Raw genomic sequence first — 21,143 nt, 5'->3', positions numbered from 1 at the left:
GCCGTCATCCTGACGAAAGTCAGGATCCAGAGCCATGTAGCGAAACCCTCTGTTACTCTGGATCCTGACTTTCGTCAGGATGACGGAGGTTAAAAGGGAGAGGCGCAGAAGTCAGGCGTACGCGGCGCGCAGACCCGGCCGATACCCGGCAATGGCGCCGTCGCCGGTCAGGGTTTGCAGGCGGCGGCGGACATTTGCCGCCATCAAGTTGGTGTAGATCCGGCATGTCTCGTTGAGCCGGTTCGCCTCGTCGGCCAGTTCGCGGATCTCGGTGCCCGCGGGCCCGGTGCCGAGCAGCGCGACCTGTTCGATCCCGGCGAGCTTGTCGGCGGTCGCGCGTTCGAGGCTGGCGACGTCGTTCGACTTCAGCGCGGCGATCTCGGCATGCAGCGAGTCGATCACACGGATCAGGGCTTCACGCCGCTTCATTGGAATTCCAGGCGAGGCTGAGCGCCATCAGCCGGTCGGCGATGGTCGCGGGAAGGATGGGGAAGGTGCCGCTGGCGATCGCCTTCTTGATCTCGGCGACGCGCGTCGCGTTGACCGGGGGCGACGAGGCCATCGTCTTGGCCAGTGCCAACGAGTCCGAGAGGACCGAGGGCTGGGCCGATGCCGGCGACGACGCCTGCGGCTGTACCGGCGTCTGAACGGCCGTCGTCGGCGTCGCGGCGGCGACGCGCGCGACGGAGCGATCTCCTGCTACTGACGGCTTCGCGCCGATCGAATCCACCATGTCCGCATCCTTTGGTTTGCGCTGACATCAGGAGATACGACCGCACGCTCGAAAGCTTTAGCAAAATTAAACCGTTCGAAAATTCAGGTCGATCGTCTGTCAGTTCGACCAGCCGGGCAGCGTGGCGTGGCCAGCCTCGACCGCGATCGCCTGGACCGGCGTGCGGGTGTCGTCGACCTTGACCATGAACCGGCCGCCCGGCGCGGCATCGCCCATCGCGACGCCCTCGCGGCTGATCGAGAAACCTTCGGTGCCAGCCTCGATCACGATCGGGTCGCCGCGCTTGATCACCGGTGGAAGCTTGGCGACGGGGACGAACGACGCGGCGATCGCGGCGGGTGCGCTTGCCGGGCGGATGACGGGGACGAAGATCCGCCATGCCGGCCCGCCGCACGAGACGACCACCGCATCATGCTGTTCGGATCGCCACGACAGCGACACCGTCGGGCAGGTCGCGAGCCGCAATCGCGCGTCGACCGGCGTGCGCGCGCCACCCTCGGCGCCGGTCGGGCGGCCGGTGAAGGCGGCGACCGAGGCGTCCAGCGTGGTGGTGTCCTGGAAGCTCGCAGCGACCAGCAGGAGGGGAAGAATCATGGCATGGTCCTCATGGGGGCAATCTTCTGCATGGGAGCGGTCTTCTGCGGCTCGCCGACGAAGGCGAGCGAGACGATGGCGGCACGGCGGCCGGGTTTGGTGGTGGTGACGATCGTCACGCGCGACGGTGCGACCGCCGAGAGCGCGGCGGCGACGGTGCGGGCGCGGTCGGCGGCGAGGATCGCGGCGCTGCCGGTGGTGGGGTCGACATCGGCGGGGGTGCCGTCGGTCGAGCCGGTGACGGTCAGCATCATGCGCGGATCGCGCCCGGCTTCTCGCGCCCAGGCGACGAGCGCGCCGGGGCTGGTCGGCATGATCGCCGAGCCGGGGGCGAAATCGAGCATGCCCGCGGCGGCGACCGGCATCGGCGTTGGCTCGGCGACGCTCGCGCCGAAACCCTTGCGGATTCCCTTGGCGAGATCGCGCGCGCCGAGATGCTGGCTCGCCTGGACGAGCACGAGAAACCCGACCAGCAGGAGCGCGAGATCGGCGAGCGTCATCAGCCACAGCGGCTTGCCGGGCGGCGTTTCGGGATAGTCGCTCGCGGTCATGCCGCCGAGACCGCCGGGACCAAGGTCGGCAGCGGGGTCGGTGCGACATAGCCGCGCGGCGTCTCGCGTTCGGCGAGCGCCACCAGCGGCGCCTCGATCCGCGCGCGTTCGAACGCTTCGGTGCGGCCCTGCGCGCGCAGGCGGTTGGCGATCGGCATGAACACCAGATTGGCGAGCAGCGCACCATACAGCGTCGCGAGCAGCGCGACCGCCATCGCGCCGCCGATCGCGTCGGGATTGTTCATCGTCGCGAACATCTGCGCGAGGCCGATCAGCGTGCCGACCATGCCCATCGCCGGCGCGGCTTCGGCGGCGCCCGCCCAGACGTCGGCGGCGGCGACGTGGCGCTCGATCCGCGCACGACGACGATGCTGGACGAGCGTGGCGACGCTGTTGGCCGTCCCGCCGTCGACGATCGCGGCGATCCCGGCGGCAACGTCAGTGTCGGTGATGACCGAGCGATCCAGCGCCATCACGCCGTGGCGCTTGGCGATCCGCGACAGCGCGGTGATCTGCTGGAGCAACGGATCGGCGTCGAACCGGGCGCGACCGAGGATGGTCACCGCGGCCAGCGCGCGGCCGAGGTCGCGGGCGGGCGTGCGCAGGACGACGGCGAGCGCGGTGCCGCCACCGACGATGGCGAGCGCGACGGGATCGAACAGGAGGTCGGGGGTGATCATACGCGCGATCTCTGCAAGGTGTGGGCCAGTTTGTTGGGGGGCGTTGTGGGAGGGGGTGGTGGCTGCGCTCCTTGTGAAGAGGGTGTGGGGCGAGTTGGTTGCTAGCTGCGGTGCTCGCCAAGCGGCCCACCCACCCCCGGCCCCTCCCTTCACGAGGGAGGGGGGAAGTAAGGTGTGGGTTGTTGGGTGGGGCCTGATCCTTCCCCTAAGCCACCACCCCGGCGAAGGCCGGGGCCCAATTGGGAAACGTCGCTGACTGGGGGCGCGCTTCGTTACTGCGACCTTGCCAATTGGGCCCCGGCCTTCGCCGGGGTGGTGAAACTCGCTGGCTGGCGTATCCGCTAGGGATGGGGGGGGCGAGCGTGGTGGCTCCTCCTTGTTCTCCCGCGAAGGCGGGAGCCCAGTCTGGGTCCCCGCCTTCGCGGGGAAACATGGAGTGGAGCGGGATGTGCGCTGAAACCTTCTCCCCTCCCTCGTGAAGGGAGGGGCTGGGGGTGGGTGGGCTGCTTGGCTGCCGTGCCCGCCGAACATTCTCTAACCCCTTCATAAGCTAGGTGAGCAGCGAACCGGCAACGCGGCTGCCGGTTGGTGCTGCCGCACCGGCAAGCGGTTGCCGGACGGCTTGCCGCCCGCCTGCCGTCGACCGGCAAAGTCACATCCTCCACCCGCATCGCAAAAACTGGCACGGGCATTGCTTATGTCCGGTTGCGCAACGGTTGCGCTGGGAGACAGGTCTGTGTCAGGCGACACGCTTTTCGGAGTTCATGGGGCGGCACTCGAGGTGCGCTCGCAGCGCATGGGCGTGCTGGCGTCGAACATCGCCAACGCGTCGACGCCGGGCTTCAAGGCGCGCGACATCGATTTCAACGCGGCGCTCGCGTCGGTCGAGAACGATGGCGGCACGAGTGCCGCGACCAAATACCGCGTCGCGACGCAGACCTCGCTCGATGGCAACACCGTCGAACTGAGCCACGAGCAGACCGCGTTCGCCGAGAACGCCGTCCAGTATCAGACGACGCTGTCGTTCCTGAACGGGCGGATCAGCACGATCACCCGCGCGCTGAAGGGGGAATAAGACGTGTCCAACCAGCCCATGACGATCTTCCAGGTGGCCGGCCGCGCGATGTCCGCGCAGCTTGTCCGGATGAACACGACCGCGTCCAACCTCGCCAACGCCGGCGGCACGACCGGGTCGGCCGAGACCGCGTACAAGTCGATGCGGCCGGTGTTCCGCACCAGCTTCGACGCGGCGAGCGGCATGTCGACGGTCGACGTCGAGCGCGTCGTCAGCGCCGGCGAAGCGCCGACCAAGCGCTACGACCCCGACAATCCGATGGCCGACAAGGATGGCAACATCTTCGAGGCGTCGGTCGATGAAACCCGCGAGATGGTCGACATGATGGAGACCGCCCGCAGCTACCAGAACAACGTCGAAGTGATGAACACGGCCAAGTCGCTCATCATCGATACCCTCAAGCTAGGCCGCTGATCATGGCAACCTCCTTCGATTCCACGCTGAACAGTCTCGGTATCGCGCGCACCTCGACGGCGGCAGCCAAGACGGCGACCCCATCGGGCTCGTCGAACCTCGGCCAGTCCGATTTCCTGAAGCTGATGACCGCGCAGATGCAGAACCAGGACCCGTTCAATCCGGTCGACAACACCCAGATGGTCGCGCAGATGGCGCAGATCTCGACCACCTCGGGGATCTCCGAGATGAATTCGACGATGAAGGCGATCGCCGACAAGCTTGGCGTCACCAGCACCAGCGAAGCGATGGGCTATGTCGGCAAGACCGTGCTGACCGCCGGTACGACCGCGTACGGCCGGACCGGCGGCGGGATTGCCGGGTCGGTCGAGCTGGCCGCCGCGGCGTCGGGCGTCAACGTGACGATCAGCGACGCGAGCGGCGCCGCGCTCAAGACGATGGCGCTCGGGCCGCAGGCCAAGGGCACGGTCGGCTACGACTGGGACGGCAAGAATGCGGCCGGGGTCGATGCCGGCAATGGCCCCTTCACGATCAGCGTCGCGGCGCAGAGCGGCGGCGCCGCGGTCGGCGCGACCAATCTGGTCTGGGCGCCGGTCCAGTCGGTCTCGACCACCACCGGTTCCGCCGTCCTTACTCTCCCCGGCATCGGCGAAGTGCCGGCCAGCGCCATCCGCCAGATCGGCTGATCGCACCCCCTAATTTCAAGGAGTTCACCGCATGTCTTTCTATACCTCGCTTTCCGGTCTCCAGGCTTCGCAGGCCGAAATGGCGACGATCTCGCACAATCTGGCGAACGTCTCGACCAACGGCTTCAAGAAGAGCCGCACCGATTTCGCCGACGTGATCGCCTCGAGCGTGTCGGTCGCGCCGTCGCAGCAGGTCGGCTCGGGCGTCATGGTCAAGGGCAACCGCCAGCAGTTCGGGCAGGGCAATCTGCTCCAGTCGGCGAGCGCGCTCGACCTCGCCGTGTCGGGCGACGGCTTCTTCGCGGTCAAGCCCGATCCGAGCTCGGCGACGGTCAACTACACGCGCAACGGCTCGTTCCTGGTCGACGCCAACAACAACGTCACCGACGCGAACGGCAACTTCCTCCAGGTCTATCCTGTCGACGGTTCGGGCAACGTCATCCAGGCGAGCATGAACACGCTGCAGAACCTGACGCTGCCCGCGACCAGCGGCGCGCTGAAGGCCACGCAGGACGTCAAGCTGGGCGTCAACCTGAACGCCAACACCGCGCAGCCGGCCAATGCGACGTTCAATCGCCTCGACGTGTCGTCGTACAACCAGGCGACGACGACCTCGGTCTATGACTCGCAGGGCAATCCGATGGCGATGACGAGCTATTACGTCCGCGATACGGCGCCGATCGCAACGCCCCAGGGCGGCACGGCCGACCTGTCGTCGACCTGGTCGGTCTACAGCTTCGTCGGCGACAAGCCGATGACGGCAGGCGGCAGCGACAGCGTAAAGTTGCAGTTCGGCAGCACCGGGCAGCTGACAGCTCCGGCGGCCAAGACCACGTTCGACGCGTTCACCCCGGCCAGCGGGTCGGCGCAGGCAATCAGCCTCGACCTGACCGCGAGCACGCAGAGCGCGGCGTCGTTCAAGGTCGCCACGCAGACGCAGGACGGCCTTGCGGTCGGTCAGTTGCAGGGCGTGACCGTCGACGATGCCGGGATCGTGAAGGCGAGCTTCTCGAACGGCGACGTCAAGGCGCTGGGCCAGGTTGCACTCGTCAACTTTTCGAACCCGTCGGGTCTGCGCCAGCTCGGCGACAGCGGCTGGGCATCGACCGGTGTCTCGGGCAGCCCGATCGCCGGCACGGCTGGTCAGCGTGGCCTCGGCAACCTGATGTCGGGGACGATCGAGCGATCGAACGTCGACATCACCGAGGAGCTGGTCAACCTGATCGCGGCACAGCGCAATTTCCAGGCGAATTCGAAGGCCCTGGATACCGCCAGCCAGATCTCGCAGACCATCTTCAACATCCGCAGCTGACCGAAAAAGCGCGCAGGGGACCCTGAATGGACAAGCTGGTCTACACCGCGGCGTCGGGCCTGCGTGCGCACATGGCGGCGCAGGCGGCGATCGCCAACAACATGGCGAACGCGTCGACGACCGGATTCCGCGCCGATCGCGTGGTGTTCGACCGGATGAACCTGAAGGGCGACGGCACCACGCTGGAGGCGCGCGCGCCGACCTCGGAAGAGGTCACCGACGCGGATCGGTCGCCGGGCGCCATCCAGCAGACCGGGCGGCCGCTCGACGTCGCTATCACCGGCACCACCGCATGGCTGGCGGTACAGGCATCGGACGGCTCCGAGGCGTATACCCGCCGTGGTGACCTTGAGGTCGCGCCCTCGGGCGTGCTGCAGACCGGCGACGGGCATCCGGTGATCGGCTCGGGGGGGCCGATCACCCTGCCGCCCTACCAGTCGCTGTCGATCGCCGGCGACGGGACGATCTCGATCGTGCCGCAGGGTGGGGACGCGAAGAACCCGCAGGTCATCGACAAGCTCAAGCTCGCCGACACCAAGGGGTCGGAGACGGTCAAGGGTCTCGACAACCTGCTGCGCGTCAAGGGCGGGGGGACGCTACCCGAGGATCTCGACGCGAAGGTGCAGGGCGGGGCGATCGAGGGATCGAACGTCAACATGACGCAGGCGCTGGTCGACATGATCGAGAACCAGCGCAGTTACGAAGTCCAGGCCAATATGTTGAAGTCCGCCAAGGACATGGATGAAAGCGGCGCATCCGTGATGCGCCTGCCGAGCTAGAAGGAACCGACGAATGTCATCCGCAGCCATGCATATCGCGCGTACCGGGCTCGACGCCCAGGATATGCGCATGCGCGTCATCTCGAACAATCTCGCCAACGTGAACACGACGGGCTTCAAGAAGGACCGCGCCGCGTTCGAGACGCTCGCCTATCAGGTCGTGACGACACCGGGCGCGCAGAGCACGTCCGAGACCAAATACGCGACCGGGCTCAACCTCGGCACCGGCGTCAAGATTCAGGGCACCGCGCGCGTCGATACGCAGGGCGCGATGCAGACGACCGGCAACAGCCTCGATCTCGCGCTCGACGGCGACGGCTATTTCCAGGTGCAGATGCCCGGCGGGACGCTCGGCTATACGCGCTCGGGCAATTTCTCGCGCTCGGCCGAAGGTTTGCTGGTCACCAGCGAAGGCTATCAGGTGCAACCCGGCATCACCGTGCCGCAGGGCACGACCGCGATCACGATCGGGTCGGACGGCACCGTGTCGGCGACCGTTCCCGGCCAGACCGAAGCGACGCAGCTTGGCCAGATCCAGGTGGCGAACTTTCCGAACGGCGCCGGCCTCCAGGCGACCGGCGACAATTACCTGGTCGAGACCGCGGCGAGCGGCGCGGCCAATGTCGGCGTCGCGGGCCAGGACGGTCGCGGCAACATCAAGCAGGGCATGCTCGAGGCGTCGAACGTCAATGTCGTCGAGGAACTCGTCGACATGATCGAGACGCAGCGCGCGTACGAGGTGAATTCGAAGATGATCTCGGCGACCGACGACATGCTCAAATACGTCAATCAGAACATCTGATCATGACCCGCACCGCTTCCCATTCCGTCGTCTTGATGACTGCGATCGCGCTCGCCGGGTTCGCTTCGTCCGCGGCCGATGCCGGTATCTTCGGCAAGAAGCTGCCGCCCGAGGATTTCTCGGTCGCGCGGCCTCTTCCGGTCGTGCCGGTGCCGGTCGTCGCGACCGGCTCGATCTTCCAGGCGCAGGATGGTTACGCAGCGCTGTACGAAGGCTGGCGCGCGCGGAAGGTCGGCGATCCGCTGACGATCGTGCTGGTCGAGCGGACCGCGGCATCGAAGACGTCGGGGTCGAAGCTCGACAGCAATGGCGGCGCGAGCATCACGCCGCCGACCACCGGCGCGCTCAACCTGTTCAACAAGAGCGATGCGGCGATCAGCGGCGGGCGCAATTTCAACGGCACCGGCGCCGCCGACCAGACGAACTCGCTGTCGGGCGAAGTCAGCGTGACGGTCGCGCAGGTCTATCCCAACGGAACGATGCTGGTGCAGGGCCAGAAGCGCGTGACGCTCAATCGCGGCGACGAGTTCCTCAAGATCAAGGGTCTGGTCCGCACCGCCGACGTCGACGCGAACAACCGCGTGCTGTCGACCCGCGTGGCCGACGCGCAGATCTCGTACACCGGCAAGGGCGACGTCGCCCGCGCCGGCCGCCAGGGGTGGCTCGGCCGCTTCTTCTCCGTCGTCAGCCCGTTCTAAGGCCGTGACCATGCGCTTCCTGCTCGCCCTTTTCGCATCGCTCCTGATCGCAGGCCCGGCCTCGGCCGACCGGATCAAGGATCTGGGCGGGTTCCAGGGGATCCGATCGAACCAGCTGACCGGCTACGGCATCGTCGTGGGGCTCCCTGGCACCGGCGACGACAACCTCGAATACACCGTGCAGTCGCTGAAGGCGGTCGCATCGCGCTTCGGCCTGCAGCTGCCGCCGACCGCGAATCCTGGGATGAAGAACGCGGCGGTGGTGATGATCACCGCCGAACTGCCGCCGTTCGCCAAGCCTGGCCAGCGGCTCGACATCACCGTCGCGTCGATGGGCAAGGCGAAGTCGCTCCGCGGTGGCAGCCTGATCATGACGCCGCTGCTCGGGGCCGATAACCAGATTTATGCGATGGCGCAGGGCAACCTCGCCGTGGGTGGCCTCGGGGCCGAAGGCGCGGACGGGTCGAAGATCGTCGTCAACGTGCCCTCTACCGGGCGCATCCCGGAGGGAGCCACGGTCGAACGTGCGGTCGCGACCGGGTTCGACAGCGCGCCGATGCTCACCTTCAACCTCGCGCGCGCCGATTTCACCACCGCGCAGAATGTCGCGGGCGCGATCAATTCGAAGCTTGGCTTCGGCAGCGCGCAGGCGATCGACGCGGTCTCCGTTTCGGTACGTGCACCGATCGGCGCGGACGTCCGGGCCACGCTGATGTCGACGATCGAGAATCTCGACGTCGTGTCTGCCGAGCCTTCCGCCAAGGTGATCGTCAACGCGCGCACCGGCACCGTGGTCATCAACTCGGCGGTCCGGGTCGGCCCGGCGGCGATCACGCACGGCAAGATGACGGTGCGGATCGACGAGAAGCCGCAGGTCAGCCAGCCCGCGCCGTTCAGCCAGGGCCAGACCGCGATCACCCCGAACAGCCGCGTCGCGGTCGAGGAGGAGCGTCGCCCGATGTTCCTGCTCGCACCCGGCCCCAAGCTCGCCGACATCGTCAAGGCGGTCAACGCGATCGGCGCCTCGCCCGCCGATCTGGTCGCGATCCTCGAGGCGCTGAAGGAAGCCGGCGCGCTCAAGGCCGAGTTGATCGTCCTGTGAGCGCGATCACCCCACCCACGCTCGCGACGACCGCGACCACCGGGATCTCGACCGACACGAGCCGGCTCAAGTCGAAGGACAATCTCGACAAGGCCGGCCAGAAGTTCGAGGCGGTCTTCACCGGCATGATGTTGAAGAGCATGCGGCAGGCGAAACTGGCCGATCCGATCTTCGATTCGAAGGCGATCGATACCTTCACCGACATGCAGGACGGGCTGATCGCGAAGTCGATGGCCGAGCACACGCCGCTCGGCATCGGCAAGGCAATGACCGATTTTCTCAGCAAATCTCAATCGGATATTAACCCGGCGACGACAGACTCACCGCCATGAGCGATCTCCTTTCGATCGGCGCGTCGGGCGTCCGCGCGTACCAGACCGCGTTGTCCACGGTGTCGGAGAACATCGCGAACACCGGCACCGCGGGCTATACCCGGCGGACGACGACGCTCGGCGAAGTCGCGTCGATCGGCGGCGGGATCGCCGCGCGGACGTCGTCGAACGGCAGCGGAGTGGTCGTCGTCGGCATCGGTCGCAGCGCCAATGCCTACCGCTCGCAGGCGGTGCGCAGCGCCGGCACCGATCTGGCGAAGACCGAAACCAGCATTGCCTGGATGAGCCGGATCGAGACGTCGCTGGGCGACAACAAGCTCGGCGACCGGCTCACCAGCTTCTTCGGCGCGGCGCAGACGCTGTCGGCCGATCCGACCTCGATTCCGGCCCGCGCGGCGATGCTCGAATCGGCGGGCAGTGCCGCCGCCGCCTTCGCGACCACCGGCAAGGCGCTCGATACCGCGACCGCCGAACTCGATGCGACGACCTCGCAGGCGGTCGATTCGCTTAATTCGCTCGGCACCGCACTCGCCAAGATCAACGACGGTATCGCCCGGTCGCAGCCGGGTTCGTCGAGCGCGGCGCAACTCGCCGACCAGCGCGACCAGGTGCTCGACCAGATGAGCACGCTGACCGACGTGAACACATCGTTCGACGGTCTCGGTCGCGCGACGGTGCGGCTCGGCGGTGCGGCCGGACCGGCGTTCGTCGTCGGCTCCGACAGTGGCCAGGCGGCGTACGCGCGCAACGACGAAGGCGCGGTGCAGTTCACGGTCACGCAAGGCGGCGCCACATCGACGCTGTCGCCTTCGGGCGGCGCGCTCGCCGGGTTCGCCGACGGAGCGCAGCGGCTGGTCGCGGCCCGCGACGGGCTGAACGCGATCGCCAAGGATTTCACCGCGCAGGTCAATGCGGTCCAGGCACAGGGGCGCGATCTCGACGGCAAGGCCGGTACCGCGCTGTTCGCGACCGGCGATACGCCGACCGACATCTCGGTCGTACTGACCGACCCGCGCGGGATCGCCGCCGCCGGTGCGAACGGCAGCATGCGCGACGCGTCGAACCTGGCCGCGTTGCAGACCGTCCGGTCGAGCGGCGGGTTCGAGACGCGCACGGTCAACCTGATCGCCGGCAATGCCGCCGCACTCCAGCAGCGCACGACCGTGGCCGATGCGCAGAGCGCGATCCGCGACGGCGCGGTCAGCGCGCTCGCGTCGGCGTCGGGGGTCGATCTCGATAGCGAAGCGGTCGATCTGCTGCGCTTCCAGCAAGCCTATCAGGCGTCGAGCCGGGTGATCCAGACCGCGCGCGACACGTTCCAGTCCATCCTCGAGATTCGGTAACGCCCATGCAGATCCCGACGAGCCTTTTCTACGACCGGTCGTCGGCGGCCATGACGTCGCTTTCCAGCAAGGCGGATGCGCTCAATGCGCAGATCTCGACCGGCAAGCGGTTCACCGCGCCGTCGCAGGACAGCGTCGCGTATCAGCGACTGGCCGGGCTCGCGCGCGATACCGCCAACGACAAGGCCTATGCCGCCAATCTCGGCACCGCCGAATCGGTGTTGAAGCAGGGCGATACCAGTCTCAGCGCTATGTCCGATCAGTTGCAGAACGCGACGGTGCTGGTGACGCAGGCGAAGAACGGGACGCTGAGTGCGCCGGACCGCAAGGCGATCGGCGAGCAGATCGCCGGGATCGTCGCCTCGCTGACGAATATCGCCAACGCGAAGGACGCGCGCGGCCAGCCGCTGTTCGGCGGGTCGGACGGGGCCGCGGCGGTCGCGACCGATGGCAGCTACGCGCTGGCGTCGAAGCCGGTTAGCGCGGTCCCGATCGGCGACGGTCAGAGCGTGCAGGCCAACGAAACCGCCGCACGGATCTTCACCGTCGGCGGAAAGACCAACGCGGATGGCAGCGTCGGCGGGGGCACCAACACGCTGGCGATGCTGTCGGCGATCGCGACCGCGCTGCAATCGGACGATTTCAAGACGAGTTCGCTCGATACCTCGCTGGCCGATATCAGTGCGGCCTCCGATCAGGTCTCGACCGTGCAGGCCTCGCTCGGCGCACGCGCGGCGCGAGTCGATCTGGAGAGTTCGCGGCTGACCGATGTCGCCGCGGATCGCGAGGAGACCCGCTCGGGTCTCGAGGACACCGATGCCACGACCACGTTCATCGAGCTGCAAAAGACGATGACGATCCTGTCGGCGACGCAGGCGAGCTTTACGAAGCTGTCGGCGTTGTCATTGTTCGATTATCTTCGCTGACGGCTGCGTTCGGTAACCGGATGGCTACGAAATCCGGTTAATTCCCTGGCTACGCACTTGCCATCGTCGGCCCAGAGGGAATTTCCAGCACCATGTTTCCGGTAATCGGCATCGTCGTCCTGCTCGTCATGGTGTTTGGCGGATTCGCGTTTACGGGCGGCGCGCTCGGCCCCGTCCTGGAGGCGATCCCGCACGAGATGCTGATCATCGGCGGCGCCGCCGCCGGCGCGCTGATCATCGGCAATTCGGGCAAGGAACTCAAAGCGCTGGGCGGCGGGCTGGGCAAGGTCTTCAAGGGCCCGAAATACAAGAAGCAGGATTATCTCGACGTCATCTTCCTCGTCAGCAAGCTGATGAAGATGCTGCGGATGGACGGGCCGATCGCGCTCGAGCCGCATGTCGAGGATCCGCAGTCGTCCGCCGTATTCGCCGAATATCCCAAGCTCCTGAAGAACCACGCGCTAGTCAATTTGATCGCCGATACGCTGCGCCTCGTCGTGGTGTCGTCGGGCACGCTCGACGTGCACGCGGTCGAGGAGGTGATGGACCAGTCGATCAAGACGCATCACCACGAGGAGGAAAGCGCACATGGCACGCTGACCAGCCTTGCCGACGCGCTGCCCGCGCTCGGCATCGTCGCGGCGGTGCTTGGCGTGGTGAAGACGATGGGGTCGATCGACAAGCCGCCGTCGATCCTCGGCTCGATGATCGGCTCGGCGCTGGTCGGGACGTTCATGGGCGTGTTGCTGGCGTACGGCATGGTCGCGCCGCTCGCCAACCGGTTGCGCCAGGTGCTCGATGCCGATGCGGCGATCTACGGCGTGGTCAAGCAGATCATCATCGCCTCGCTCCACGGCCATCCGCAGCCGCTGGTGATCGAGGCCGCACGCTCGGGGATCGCGCACAAGAACCAGCCGGGCTTCGCCGAAGTCTTCGACGGGCTTCGCGGTAAGTAGAGCGGCGACAGACACATGGCCCGCGCCCCTCACGGCAACATCCAGCCGCCGAAAATCATCGTCAAGAAGATCTATATCGAGGGTCATGGCGGGCATCACGGTGGCGCCTGGAAGGTTGCCTATGCCGATTTCGTGACCGCGATGATGGCGTTCTTCCTGCTGCTGTGGATTCTCGGCGCGACCACCGAGAAGCAGCGCAAGGGGATCGCCGATTACTTCGCGCCGACGCTGCTCGATACGCGCTCGCTCGGGATCGGCGGCGGCGCGCTGTTCGGCGGCGAATCGATCCTCGACAAGAATAAGATCGGACCCAAGGCGGGCCAGACCAGCATGCCGCAGATCGCGGTACCCGATGCGGGCAAGGGGGGCGCCTCGACCGGTACCGGCGAGCAGGGCACGATCAAGAACCGACAGGCGCTCGCCAACGAAGATCGCAAGAACTTCGAAGCGATGCGCAAGCGGGTACTGAGCCAGATCGCCGCCTCGCCCAAGCTATCGCGGCTCGCGAGCCATGTCCGTTTCGTCCCGACGCAGGACGGCATGCGGATCGATCTGGTCGACGATGCGGATTATTCGATGTTCGCGCTCGGCACGACCGCGCTCGATCCGCAGGCGGGCGACCTGATCGGGATGATCGCGAAGACGATCGAGGGGATGAAGAACCCGATCATGATCCGCGGCCATACCGACAGCGTGCCGTATGGCGACCCGCGCGCGATGAACAACTGGATGCTGTCGTCTGGCCGCGCCGAGGCGACGCGCCGCCGGCTGCTGATCGGCGGCACGCCCGAGGCGCGGTTCGAGCGGATCGAAGGCGTTGCCGACCGCGAACCGCTGATCGTCAAGGATCCGAGCGACCCGCGCAACCGCCGCGTCGCGATCACGTTGCTCTACCGGCGTGGCGTGTTCGGCAAGTAATCGCGGAATGCCGCTGAGTAACATGAAAAAGGCCCGGCATCGCGTGATGCCGGGCCTTTTTCATGTCGGTCGGCGCTATATGCCAGCGCCGATGATCGTCGCGGTTACTCGGCGCTGACGGTTTCCGATTTGCGCTTGCGCGGGGCGGCAGGCGCGGCTTCGGGCTTGCGGGCGCCGGGCTTGCGACCCAGACCGATCTTCTTCGCCATCGCGCGGCGGCTTTCCGAATAGTTCTCGGCGACCATCGGATAGTCGGGCTTCAGGCCGTAGCGCTCGCGATATTCGGCGGGCGTCATGCCATGGGTGGCGAGATGGCGACGCAGCGTCTTGTAAGACTTGCCGTCGATCATCGAGATGATGTGATCCTTCGACGCGAGCGATTTACGCGCGGTTACTGCCGGCGTGTATTCGGTCGCGGTTTCGACCGGAGTCGTATCGGTCGTACCACCGAGCAGCGTAGAGACGGTCTCGTGCATCTTTCCCAGAAATGCCGGAACGTCTTCGGCCGAGCTGCGCGTGTTCGGGTTGCCCAGCCACGCGATCGTCAGTTCGGTCGCGAGCTCTACAGCATTCAGGTCGGTGGTATCTTCGGCCATGCTACACTCCATTGTCTATTGCCCCCGTAACGAGCTTCGACAACGTATTCAACCACATGGGACGTAATTGGGCCGTTTAATCTAGGATAGTCTAAATGGGAAGTCGCCGCACGGCGAGATAAGTCCATTTTGATTGCTTTAGATCAGCCTGGCGTTGTGCGCGAAGGCTGGTCGTAGGGCCGCGCCGATTTGCCTGTCCGTAACGCACGGGTAGGAAACAGTTATCCGGAGACGGGTCCATCGCTGTCGACTTTGGACCCAGCGAGGCCGGTGACGACTAGGGTTAGTGCCGCGCGCTCGTGGGGCGAGCCGCCGGCGGGCAGGCCGCCGTCGAGCACCAGCGTGGCCATGCCGTGGACGGCTGCCCAACAGGCTAGCGTTGCCACTTCCGGATCGGCGGGCGCGAGGTCGTGTACCCGCCGGACCATCACCCCATAGGCGTTGTCCTCGACCGGCGGCGGACCGTCGTCGTGACCCGCAAACATCAACCGGAACAGCGCCGGGCGCTGGCGGGCAAAGGCAATATAGGCCTCGCCCTGCGCGATCAGCGCGGCCCGCGCATCCGGCTGGGCGTCGGCCGTCAGCAGCGCGGTCCGCAGATCGTCGAAGCCCGCCATCGCCACGGCGCCCAGCAGGGCGGCCTTGTCGCGGAAATGACGGTACGGCGCCATCGCCGACACGCCGGCGGCGCGCGCGACTGCGCGCAGGCCGACGTCCTCGCCGCGCTCCAGTGCCGCCAACGCAGCGGCGATCAGGCGCGCGCGTAGATCGAGCGTATTTTCATCAGCCATGTTTACATCGTACACCAAACGTCTAGGTTTACGATGTAAGCAGAAAAGGACTCGACGATGCAACCTCCTATCGATCGCCGGTCGGTCGACCTGTCCGCCTATCCCGATCTCGTGATGATCATGCTCGGCTTTCGCATGAAGGGGTGGCGCGGGGTGCTCGCGATGCGCCGGATCGGGGCTGGGCTCGCCGAGATCGCACGGCACGAGCCCGAGGGCCTGCTGGCGCACGAAGGCATGATGTTCAGCCTGACGCATTTCGGCTTCCGGCAATATTGGCGCGATCTCGAAGCACTCGAGCGGTTCACGCGCAGCGAGCCGCATGCCGACTGGTGGCGCCGCGTCCGCGAGCTGTCCGCGGGGGCGGGCTTCTGGCACGAGACCTATCACGCCAGGGGCGGCGTCGAGGCGCTGTACGTCGCGATGCCCGATCCGGTCGGGCTGCAGCGGTTCGCACCCGAGCGACGGCCGGTCGGACCCTTCATGTCCGCCAGAGCGCGCATCCAGGGCGCCCCGGCGGGTTGATCGCGCGCACCCACGTTCAGGTCAGCGTGTAGCCGCGTTCAGTCCTGACGGGCGGGCGGCGCGAAAGCGAGCACCTCGCGCGTGTAGGTTTCGACCACTTCGCTGATCGGCGTTCCCGCGGCGGTAACCAGTAGCGCGCGGTTCTCGATGACATGCGGGGGAATGTCCAACGCCGGTGCCCCGCGGGGGATCGGCGCGCCGGCGTCCCAGCCGGCCGGCAGCGGCGACCACAACAGCCGCGCCGACACGGTCTGGCGACGGAAATGGAGCGGCTGCACAACGCGACCGAACGGCGTGTCGCTGCCGTCGAGCGCGGCATTCATCTGCGGGGTCAGTCGCGACGGAACGTACCAATTGTCCGCCTCCGACAGGACATGCGACCCGCACCGCAGCCGCACCCGTCGATAGCGGATCGGCTCGTCGTCGCTGACGCCCAGGCGGCGGCGTTGCTCGGCGGTCGGCGTCTTCGTGATCGTCGGATCGCGGTCGGCGACGATCTTGCTGCCCGGTGCGGCGAGGTGATGGTCGGCGCACCAGTCGTCGAGCACCAACGTCGCACTGTCGCGCGTGAGCAGCATGATCTCGAGCGACTGGAGCGCGGCGAGACTTTCCGCCCGGCCGATGATGTCGCCCGGCCAGACGTGCGAGCGGGGTTGTCCTGACGAACTTCCGGCGGTCGAAACAACTGACGCGAGCGTCGGGATAAATACTGGGGCGAATACGGGGGCGATCATGCAATCCTCCACGAAAAATACGATGCGCCGGGTACGTCGGCGCGTCCGATCGGCTCGGCGAGAGGCGGACGTCTTCAGGCGGCAATGTCTTCCAGGGCGCGATTGGCCGTGGCGGGTCCGAACACGCCGATCGCCCCGATCACGACGATGTACGAGGCGGCGATGAACCCGAACACGCCGGCGACGCCGCCCTGTCGCAGGACGAAGGCGATCAGGAACGCGTTGAGCATCGCCGAGATCCGGCTGAACGCATAGACGAAGCCGATCGCCTTGGCGCGGATCCGCGTCGGAAAGATCTCGGCCTGGTAGGCGTGATACGCGAACGAGATCGTGTTGCCGGCCACGGTCAGCACGATACCGAGCACGATCAGCAGTACCGGGCTGGCGGAGGCGGCGAACAGCCCGCCCGCCGACACGACCGTCGCCGCGCCGGCAACGATGATCCACTTGCGTTCGAACCGATCGCCGATTGCGAGGCCGAGCATCGGCCCGACCGGGGCGGCGAGCGCGATGATCGCGGTATACGCCATGCTCTTGGTGACCGGGATGCCGTGCTCGATCAGCAAGGTCGGAACCCAGTTGGTGAACCCGAAATAGCCGATCGTCTGGAAGATGTTAAAGACGATCATCATGATCGTCCGGCGGCGATAGGGCGCACGAAACATCTCGCCGAACCGTCCGTCCCGCACCACCGGGCGCTCGGCGGAGGGCGGAGGAAGCGCTGCGCCGCTCTCCTGCTCGATGCGCCGTTCGAGCGCGGCGACGATCGCCTCGGCTTCGACCAGCCGCCCTTGCTGCACCAGCCAGCGCGGGCTCTCGGGCAGGCGCCGGCGGATATACCACACCGCGACCGCGCTGCTCGCGCCGATCAGCACGACCCAGCGCCAGCCCTCCAGTCCGAACGGCGTCAGCGGCACCAGTATCCACGACAGCAGCGCGACGACCGGGACCGCAACGAAGCCGATCGTCTGGCTGAGCGCGATCGCCCGCCCCCGGACATGCCCGGGCACGAGCTCGCAGATGAAGGTGTCGATCGTGATCATCTCGACGCCGAGCCCGACCCCTGCGCAAAACCGTAGCGCGTTGATCGCCATCGCGCTCGACTGAAACGCCATCGCCACCGATGCGGCCGAATAGCCCAGCAACGCCCAGGTGAAGACCGCACGTCGCCCGAAGCGATCGTTGAACGCGCCGGCGATCATCGTACCGACCGTCAGTCCGGCGAACAGTGCCGCGATGAACGACGCGATACCCTGAGTGCCGAAAAGGCCCGCGGTCGTCGTCGTGAAGAGGCCGCCGCTCACCAGGCCGGGGGCGATATAGCCCGACAGCAGCATGTCGTAGAGTTCGAAGAAGAACGCCAGGCCGAGCAGCGCGACGATCGTCCATACCGTCCGCGTGGCCGGCAGCCGGTCGAGCCGGGCGGACACATCACCGTTGGTCGCGATGGTCATTGTTCGTAAGGGTGGCAGCACATCGCTCTCCGATCGCGAACGCGTGAAACGCTCGAACCGTGCCGGATACCGACCTCACATGTCGATAGAATGACGCCGCGCAAACGCCACGACTGGCCGCGAATACAGGGCGCCGCGCCGGCTCCGGTCGGGAGCAGGTGTTTGGGGGCGCGCTCGATGGGCGAATCCGAACTACCCCGATCGGTGCCCAGGCGGTTCATGCGGTCGAAGTATCGACCGGGTGCCTGGTCGTGGCGCGGCGGCCGTCGATATCGCAGTACCGACCGGCGGATCCCACGCCAGCAAGAGGCGTCTGGAGGATCGCCGGAAACTCGGCATTTCCCTGGGTTCCGCCCATGGTGCCTTACAAAGGCCTATGGCGAGGTAATCAGGCCGTTGGAGAAATCATCCGCTGACGGGACGGTTTCGATACCGCGATTCGTGACACTCACGTCGCTCGTGCGCGGGCATTCCCGGTTTCAATCCCTCGAGTCGCGCAACGCCTCCAACTCGGCCAGTCTCACCGGATCGTCGGCGGCAAGCGCTTCTTCGAGATAGAAGCTATGCGCGATATTGCGCACCACCTCCTGCGCTTCACCACTATATTCGGCGGCGATGACCGCGAAGGCGTCGACCAGTTCGCGAAGAAACCCTTTTTCCAAAGCTTCAAGCTGGGCACCCAGAACTTCCATCATCTCGACAGAGACATCGGGATCCAGCAGGTCTTCGCCTGTCAAATCTGCAAACACTACAAAGCGCGCGATGATGCGGGCGACCGGTATGGCGATCATGGCTTGACCACCCTGACTTTGATGTTGGTGACCTCCATCTTCTTCAGCAGCTTTACTGCTTTGGCTTTCTGGACAGGGGTAGGAACCTCCCATGTTCCGATGAGCCGATGCTGCGCCAACACCTGCGATTGTCGTAATAGCTGGGCTCGTGCATGCGGCGCATCCCTTACGCCCCACTTTCGATCGATAACGTATTCGCCTTGTATGCCATCGAACTTGACCGGTCGCCTCGAGCCGTCCGGCATTGTTCGCATTAGCGTCGGCGCCTGCCCAGGGCGCGCGCCAGTCGCCGAGTCATTATACGCTGTCCAAGGTTCGTCGGGTTTGAGAGTTTCCTTCACCCAGCCGATCTGCGGCGGATCATAAGTTGTGCGTGGCCTCGCAATACGTAGGCTACGCAGCGCCGAAACCTTGGAGAGCGCGGCCCCAGGCGCGACCGCCAGCGCAACATTCCCGGCGACCGATCCCGTGGCTCGACCGATATCCCGCGCCGAAGCGTTGGTGACCGCGTCTGCCGCACGCGAAATCTGTACGCGAGCGGGCGTATCCTCGGCAGCGATCGCCGTGTCGATCATCCCCGCTATCCCGCGGCCGGCGTCGCGAACGGTGGTGACCGGATTTGTCGTCAGCGCAGCATGGACCCCCGCCACCGTTTCTTCCCGAACGTCGTACAATCCCTGACCTTACGCCACCGACAAACTCGGCGACGGGGTTCGGCTGGTCGCCGCGCCGCGATCCCGGAATGTGCGCGGATTGCGCCTTGGCCGACCTGCGCTCTACCGACTTTCGGTCGTCGCCCGCGAGCGGTTGGGCACGCGGCACTTCCGCTTTCGGCGGTGTCGAGGTCCGCGACGTATCACGATTCCCGGCGCTTGGAGCGCGATCGTTCCTGGCGCTAGGGGCATGGGCCTCGCTCGATCCCTCACGGCGTCCCGCGCCTGCAAAGGTAAACCGGCCGTCCGCCGGATCATGCCATGGATTGAATTTGAGTTCGAGACCGTCAGGACCCCGCGCCGATGGCACCTTACCCGTTCGCAGCCACCGTGAAAACGCGTTCCGCTCGCCGCTGCCCGATGTCTGGACCATGCCATCCCCCGCCTGTCATTGCGGTGAGAACATCTGAGCAACATTGTCCTACAAGTCAAGCGCAACGCGAGCGGATCTTGAGATCCGCCTCGCCCGAACGCGCTTCTATGTAGTGTGGTGCCCGGAAGAGGACTCGAACCTCCACGACCTTGCGATCGCCAGCACCTGAAGCTGGTGCGTCTACCAATTCCGCCATCCGGGCACGGGGTAGGAGGGCGCCTCTAGGGGAGGGTCGCGATGCTTGTCAACACGCCTCTTGCTGGGGCAAGGGGTTATTCGTGATTGGCAGGCAAAACAAAGTGGACGGACGCGCGATGAACGACAAACTGGTGACGCTGATCGGGGGTGGCGGTTTCGTCGGCCGCTATGTCGCACAGGCGCTGCTGGCGACGGGCGCACGCGTCCGCATCGCACAGCGCGATCCGCGGCAGGCGTTCTTCCTGAAACCGCTCGGCGGGCTCGGCCAGACGCAGTTCGTCGGTGCCGACGTCACCAAGCCCGAGACGATCGCGCATGCGGTTCACGGCTCGGACGTGGTGGTGAACCTGGTCGGCGTGCTCGCGGGCGATTTCCAGCGCGTCCAGGCTCTCGGCGCACAGACGGTGGCACAGGCTGCGGCGACGGCCGGCGTGGGCGCGCTCGTGCACGTCTCGGCGATCGGCGCGGATCCGGAGTCCGCGTCGGCGTACGGCAAGTCGAAGGGGCAGGGCGAGGCCGCCGTGCTCGAGGCGTTCCCGAACGCGACGATCCTGCGACCGTCGATCGTGTTCGGCCAGGAAGACCAGTTCGTGAACCGCTTTGCCGGGATGATCGCCAAGGCGCCCGTCGTGCCGGTGCTGCGCGCGTCCGCGAAGTTCCAGCCAGTGTTCGTCGGCAACGTGGCGGACGCGGTGGTGGCAGCGGCGTCCGATCCCGAGACGTTCGGCGGCAAGACCTTCGAGCTTGGCGGGCCCGACATCATAACCATGGGCAACCTGATCCGCTGGATCGCGAAGACGATCGGCCGCAATCCCTCGATCGTCGAGCTGCCGGACTTTGCCGGCGCGCTGATCGCCAAGGGCGGTTTCCTGCCGGGCGCGCCGATCACCAAGGACCAGTGGACGATGCTGCAGAGCGACAATATCGTTACCGGCACCGATGGCCTCGCCGCGTTCGGGATCGAAGCGACCCCGCTGTCGACGGTCGCGCCCGGCTGGCTGGTGCGGTTTCGCAAAGCCGGACGGTTCGGTCGCCGCGCCGAAACGCGTGCGGAAGTTCACGCAGACTAA

The 21,143-nt window shown here is 66.4% G+C and carries 26 protein-coding genes and 1 tRNA gene; 15 read left to right on the top strand and 12 right to left on the bottom strand.

Going from position 1 to position 21,143, the window contains the following annotated elements:
* Positions 1–111: 111 nt before the first annotated feature.
* From C8J43_RS03155 to C8J43_RS03135, 5 genes are all read right to left on the bottom strand, one after another.
* The gene (locus C8J43_RS03155) at positions 112–429 is read right to left on the bottom strand and encodes a hypothetical protein (RefSeq protein WP_056054194.1); all 318 of its coding nucleotides are present in this window, start codon (positions 427–429) and stop codon (positions 112–114) included.
* The gene (gene flgM / locus C8J43_RS03150) at positions 416–733 is read right to left on the bottom strand and encodes a flagellar biosynthesis anti-sigma factor FlgM (protein WP_060526218.1); all 318 of its coding nucleotides are present in this window, start codon (positions 731–733) and stop codon (positions 416–418) included. Before flgM ends, C8J43_RS03155 begins: the two co-directional genes overlap by 14 nt.
* Positions 734–832: 99 nt before the next feature.
* A complete protein-coding gene (locus C8J43_RS03145; RefSeq protein WP_060526219.1) occupies positions 833–1,327 on the bottom strand; it encodes a flagella basal body P-ring formation protein FlgA in 495 nt (164 codons plus the stop codon).
* Complete coding sequence (locus C8J43_RS03140; RefSeq protein WP_243645381.1) at positions 1,324–1,878, bottom strand: hypothetical protein; 555 nt, start codon at positions 1,876–1,878, stop codon at positions 1,324–1,326. Before C8J43_RS03140 ends, C8J43_RS03145 begins: the two co-directional genes overlap by 4 nt.
* Positions 1,875–2,558, bottom strand: coding sequence for a MotA/TolQ/ExbB proton channel family protein (locus C8J43_RS03135; RefSeq protein ID WP_133029677.1), 684 nt, complete (start codon positions 2,556–2,558; stop codon positions 1,875–1,877). The genes C8J43_RS03140 and C8J43_RS03135 overlap by 4 nt, the downstream gene beginning before the upstream one ends.
* Before the next feature lie 736 nt (positions 2,559–3,294).
* Here C8J43_RS03135 and C8J43_RS03130 point away from each other — a divergent pair.
* The 13 genes from C8J43_RS03130 to C8J43_RS03070 all read left to right on the top strand — a co-directional run bounded on the left by C8J43_RS03130 (position 3,295) and on the right by C8J43_RS03070 (position 13,901).
* Positions 3,295–3,633: a flagellar basal body protein gene (locus tag C8J43_RS03130; RefSeq protein ID WP_231420572.1), complete on the top strand. Its 339-nt coding sequence runs from the start codon at positions 3,295–3,297 to the stop codon at positions 3,631–3,633.
* A gap of 18 nt (positions 3,634–3,651) precedes the next feature.
* A complete protein-coding gene (gene flgC / locus C8J43_RS03125; RefSeq protein WP_056054208.1) occupies positions 3,652–4,047 on the top strand; it encodes a flagellar basal body rod protein FlgC in 396 nt (131 codons plus the stop codon).
* Between the two features lie 2 nt (positions 4,048–4,049).
* On the top strand, positions 4,050–4,733 hold the full coding sequence (locus C8J43_RS03120) for a flagellar hook capping FlgD N-terminal domain-containing protein (protein WP_056054212.1): 684 nt from the start codon (positions 4,050–4,052) through the stop codon (positions 4,731–4,733).
* A 31-nt stretch (positions 4,734–4,764) separates the two neighbouring features.
* A complete protein-coding gene (locus C8J43_RS03115) occupies positions 4,765–6,045 on the top strand; it encodes a flagellar hook protein FlgE (protein ID WP_121905027.1) in 1,281 nt (426 codons plus the stop codon).
* A gap of 26 nt (positions 6,046–6,071) precedes the next feature.
* Positions 6,072–6,824: a flagellar basal-body rod protein FlgF gene (flgF, locus tag C8J43_RS03110; protein ID WP_056054217.1), complete on the top strand. Its 753-nt coding sequence runs from the start codon at positions 6,072–6,074 to the stop codon at positions 6,822–6,824.
* A gap of 13 nt (positions 6,825–6,837) precedes the next feature.
* Positions 6,838–7,626, top strand: a complete 789-nt coding sequence (gene flgG / locus C8J43_RS03105) for a flagellar basal-body rod protein FlgG (protein ID WP_056054219.1) — start codon at positions 6,838–6,840, stop codon at positions 7,624–7,626.
* A gap of 35 nt (positions 7,627–7,661) precedes the next feature.
* A complete protein-coding gene (locus C8J43_RS03100) occupies positions 7,662–8,324 on the top strand; it encodes a flagellar basal body L-ring protein FlgH (RefSeq protein WP_082444261.1) in 663 nt (220 codons plus the stop codon).
* 10 nt (positions 8,325–8,334) lie between these two features.
* Positions 8,335–9,426, top strand: coding sequence for a flagellar basal body P-ring protein FlgI (locus tag C8J43_RS03095; RefSeq protein WP_056054822.1), 1,092 nt, complete (start codon positions 8,335–8,337; stop codon positions 9,424–9,426).
* On the top strand, positions 9,423–9,758 hold the full coding sequence (locus tag C8J43_RS22275) for a rod-binding protein (protein WP_243645380.1): 336 nt from the start codon (positions 9,423–9,425) through the stop codon (positions 9,756–9,758). Before C8J43_RS03095 ends, C8J43_RS22275 begins: the two co-directional genes overlap by 4 nt.
* Positions 9,755–11,101 carry a flagellar hook-associated protein FlgK gene (flgK, locus tag C8J43_RS03085; RefSeq protein WP_133029675.1) on the top strand — a complete coding sequence of 449 codons (1,347 nt, stop codon included), beginning with the start codon at positions 9,755–9,757 and terminating at the stop codon, positions 11,099–11,101. Before C8J43_RS22275 ends, flgK begins: the two co-directional genes overlap by 4 nt.
* Positions 11,102–11,106: 5 nt before the next feature.
* Positions 11,107–12,027 carry a flagellin gene (locus tag C8J43_RS03080; protein ID WP_133029674.1) on the top strand — a complete coding sequence of 307 codons (921 nt, stop codon included), beginning with the start codon at positions 11,107–11,109 and terminating at the stop codon, positions 12,025–12,027.
* A 92-nt stretch (positions 12,028–12,119) separates the two neighbouring features.
* Positions 12,120–12,983 (top strand): flagellar motor stator protein MotA, encoded by an 864-nt coding sequence (gene motA, locus C8J43_RS03075; RefSeq protein WP_133029673.1) that lies wholly within the window; start codon positions 12,120–12,122, stop codon positions 12,981–12,983.
* A gap of 15 nt (positions 12,984–12,998) precedes the next feature.
* Positions 12,999–13,901 (top strand): flagellar motor protein MotB, encoded by a 903-nt coding sequence (locus tag C8J43_RS03070; RefSeq protein ID WP_121905030.1) that lies wholly within the window; start codon positions 12,999–13,001, stop codon positions 13,899–13,901.
* Positions 13,902–14,005: 104 nt separating this feature from the next.
* Here C8J43_RS03070 and C8J43_RS03065 read toward each other — a convergent pair whose 3' ends face one another.
* Both C8J43_RS03065 and C8J43_RS03060 read right to left on the bottom strand, forming a co-directional pair.
* Positions 14,006–14,497 (bottom strand): MucR family transcriptional regulator, encoded by a 492-nt coding sequence (locus C8J43_RS03065; RefSeq protein WP_060526227.1) that lies wholly within the window; start codon positions 14,495–14,497, stop codon positions 14,006–14,008.
* 221 nt (positions 14,498–14,718) lie between these two features.
* Positions 14,719–15,288, bottom strand: a complete 570-nt coding sequence (locus C8J43_RS03060; protein ID WP_133029672.1) for a TetR/AcrR family transcriptional regulator — start codon at positions 15,286–15,288, stop codon at positions 14,719–14,721.
* A 57-nt stretch (positions 15,289–15,345) separates the two neighbouring features.
* On the opposite strand from C8J43_RS03060, the gene C8J43_RS03055 reads away from it, so the two are divergent.
* Complete coding sequence (locus C8J43_RS03055) at positions 15,346–15,810, top strand: DUF4188 domain-containing protein (RefSeq protein ID WP_133029671.1); 465 nt, start codon at positions 15,346–15,348, stop codon at positions 15,808–15,810.
* A 38-nt stretch (positions 15,811–15,848) separates the two neighbouring features.
* On the opposite strand, the gene C8J43_RS03050 is transcribed toward C8J43_RS03055, so the two are convergent.
* The 5 genes from C8J43_RS03050 to C8J43_RS03030 form a co-directional block, all read right to left on the bottom strand.
* Positions 15,849–16,544 (bottom strand): hypothetical protein, encoded by a 696-nt coding sequence (locus C8J43_RS03050; RefSeq protein WP_133029670.1) that lies wholly within the window; start codon positions 16,542–16,544, stop codon positions 15,849–15,851.
* Positions 16,545–16,618: 74 nt separating this feature from the next.
* Complete coding sequence (locus tag C8J43_RS03045; protein WP_133029669.1) at positions 16,619–17,998, bottom strand: MFS transporter; 1,380 nt, start codon at positions 17,996–17,998, stop codon at positions 16,619–16,621.
* Positions 17,999–18,477: 479 nt separating this feature from the next.
* The gene (locus C8J43_RS03040) at positions 18,478–18,789 is read right to left on the bottom strand and encodes a hypothetical protein (RefSeq protein WP_133029668.1); all 312 of its coding nucleotides are present in this window, start codon (positions 18,787–18,789) and stop codon (positions 18,478–18,480) included.
* On the bottom strand, positions 18,786–19,364 hold the full coding sequence (locus C8J43_RS03035; protein ID WP_056054247.1) for a hypothetical protein: 579 nt from the start codon (positions 19,362–19,364) through the stop codon (positions 18,786–18,788). Before C8J43_RS03035 ends, C8J43_RS03040 begins: the two co-directional genes overlap by 4 nt.
* 626 nt (positions 19,365–19,990) lie before the next feature.
* Positions 19,991–20,077 (bottom strand) — tRNA-Leu (locus C8J43_RS03030).
* Positions 20,078–20,189: 112 nt separating this feature from the next.
* On the opposite strand from C8J43_RS03030, the gene C8J43_RS03025 reads away from it, so the two are divergent.
* A complete protein-coding gene (locus C8J43_RS03025; RefSeq protein WP_056054250.1) occupies positions 20,190–21,143 on the top strand; it encodes a complex I NDUFA9 subunit family protein in 954 nt (317 codons plus the stop codon).

It is taken from the genome of Sphingomonas sp. PP-CE-1G-424, assembly GCF_004341085.1.
Classification (GTDB): domain Bacteria; phylum Pseudomonadota; class Alphaproteobacteria; order Sphingomonadales; family Sphingomonadaceae; genus Sphingomonas.
The sequence above is the reverse complement of the archived record's forward strand: the minus strand, read 5'-3'. Positions and strand labels throughout refer to the sequence as shown.

What these genes read in the sequence shown, in the direction of transcription:
- C8J43_RS03155 (WP_056054194.1), bottom strand. Translation starts at nt 429, where the DNA reads ATGAAGCGGCGTGAAGCCCTGATCCGTGTGATCGACTCGCTGCATGCC.
- flgM (WP_060526218.1), bottom strand. Translation starts at nt 733, where the DNA reads ATGGTGGATTCGATCGGCGCGAAGCCGTCAGTAGCAGGAGATCGCTCC.
- C8J43_RS03145 (WP_060526219.1), bottom strand. Translation starts at nt 1,327, where the DNA reads ATGATTCTTCCCCTCCTGCTGGTCGCTGCGAGCTTCCAGGACACCACC.
- C8J43_RS03140 (WP_243645381.1), bottom strand. Translation starts at nt 1,878, where the DNA reads ATGACCGCGAGCGACTATCCCGAAACGCCGCCCGGCAAGCCGCTGTGG.
- C8J43_RS03135 (WP_133029677.1), bottom strand. Translation starts at nt 2,558, where the DNA reads ATGATCACCCCCGACCTCCTGTTCGATCCCGTCGCGCTCGCCATCGTC.
- flgC (WP_056054208.1), top strand. Translation starts at nt 3,652, where the DNA reads ATGACGATCTTCCAGGTGGCCGGCCGCGCGATGTCCGCGCAGCTTGTC.
- C8J43_RS03120 (WP_056054212.1), top strand. Translation starts at nt 4,050, where the DNA reads ATGGCAACCTCCTTCGATTCCACGCTGAACAGTCTCGGTATCGCGCGC.
- C8J43_RS03115 (WP_121905027.1), top strand. Translation starts at nt 4,765, where the DNA reads ATGTCTTTCTATACCTCGCTTTCCGGTCTCCAGGCTTCGCAGGCCGAA.
- flgF (WP_056054217.1), top strand. Translation starts at nt 6,072, where the DNA reads ATGGACAAGCTGGTCTACACCGCGGCGTCGGGCCTGCGTGCGCACATG.
- flgG (WP_056054219.1), top strand. Translation starts at nt 6,838, where the DNA reads ATGTCATCCGCAGCCATGCATATCGCGCGTACCGGGCTCGACGCCCAG.
- C8J43_RS03100 (WP_082444261.1), top strand. Translation starts at nt 7,662, where the DNA reads ATGACTGCGATCGCGCTCGCCGGGTTCGCTTCGTCCGCGGCCGATGCC.
- C8J43_RS03095 (WP_056054822.1), top strand. Translation starts at nt 8,335, where the DNA reads ATGCGCTTCCTGCTCGCCCTTTTCGCATCGCTCCTGATCGCAGGCCCG.
- flgK (WP_133029675.1), top strand. Translation starts at nt 9,755, where the DNA reads ATGAGCGATCTCCTTTCGATCGGCGCGTCGGGCGTCCGCGCGTACCAG.
- C8J43_RS03080 (WP_133029674.1), top strand. Translation starts at nt 11,107, where the DNA reads ATGCAGATCCCGACGAGCCTTTTCTACGACCGGTCGTCGGCGGCCATG.
- motA (WP_133029673.1), top strand. Translation starts at nt 12,120, where the DNA reads ATGTTTCCGGTAATCGGCATCGTCGTCCTGCTCGTCATGGTGTTTGGC.
- C8J43_RS03070 (WP_121905030.1), top strand. Translation starts at nt 12,999, where the DNA reads ATGGCCCGCGCCCCTCACGGCAACATCCAGCCGCCGAAAATCATCGTC.
- C8J43_RS03065 (WP_060526227.1), bottom strand. Translation starts at nt 14,497, where the DNA reads ATGGCCGAAGATACCACCGACCTGAATGCTGTAGAGCTCGCGACCGAA.
- C8J43_RS03060 (WP_133029672.1), bottom strand. Translation starts at nt 15,288, where the DNA reads ATGGCTGATGAAAATACGCTCGATCTACGCGCGCGCCTGATCGCCGCT.
- C8J43_RS03055 (WP_133029671.1), top strand. Translation starts at nt 15,346, where the DNA reads ATGCAACCTCCTATCGATCGCCGGTCGGTCGACCTGTCCGCCTATCCC.
- C8J43_RS03050 (WP_133029670.1), bottom strand. Translation starts at nt 16,544, where the DNA reads ATGATCGCCCCCGTATTCGCCCCAGTATTTATCCCGACGCTCGCGTCA.
- C8J43_RS03045 (WP_133029669.1), bottom strand. Translation starts at nt 17,998, where the DNA reads ATGACCATCGCGACCAACGGTGATGTGTCCGCCCGGCTCGACCGGCTG.
- C8J43_RS03040 (WP_133029668.1), bottom strand. Translation starts at nt 18,789, where the DNA reads ATGATCGCCATACCGGTCGCCCGCATCATCGCGCGCTTTGTAGTGTTT.
- C8J43_RS03035 (WP_056054247.1), bottom strand. Translation starts at nt 19,364, where the DNA reads ATGATCGACACGGCGATCGCTGCCGAGGATACGCCCGCTCGCGTACAG.
- C8J43_RS03025 (WP_056054250.1), top strand. Translation starts at nt 20,190, where the DNA reads ATGAACGACAAACTGGTGACGCTGATCGGGGGTGGCGGTTTCGTCGGC.